This is a genomic window from Yersinia sp. 2542 StPb PI (assembly GCF_048593855.1).
GTDB classification, from domain to species: domain Bacteria; phylum Pseudomonadota; class Gammaproteobacteria; order Enterobacterales; family Enterobacteriaceae; genus Yersinia; species Yersinia enterocolitica_E.
In genome coordinates this window covers 1-250 of sequence record NZ_JAZGQA010000567.1, presented here as the reverse complement: position 1 = coordinate 250, position 250 = coordinate 1, and the positions used below count along the sequence as shown (strand labels likewise).

The window sequence follows — 250 nt, the reverse complement described above, 5'->3', positions numbered from 1 at the left end:
ATTGAGCTTATTCTTTTCATTAAATGGCCCTGATAAGGGTTCATATGCTACATTTTATTCTTATTTGCAAAGTTATTCTGATATTTTTATAACTCGAAATACTATTGACTCTCCATTTTATTATATACTAATGGTTAGTTTGAAAAGTATTGGTGCGAATGCTGAAGCGTTTTTTATTTTTCAAAATATATTAATATCCATATCGCTTTTTTTATTAAGTCTTAGAATAAAAAATGGTATATATGTAGTG

General features: G+C 25.6%; 1 pseudogene. It reads left to right on the top strand.

Annotation, left to right across the window (positions count from 1 at the left end):
• Positions 1-250, top strand: a pseudogene (locus V1952_RS22760) (hypothetical protein); the annotation flags it as partial.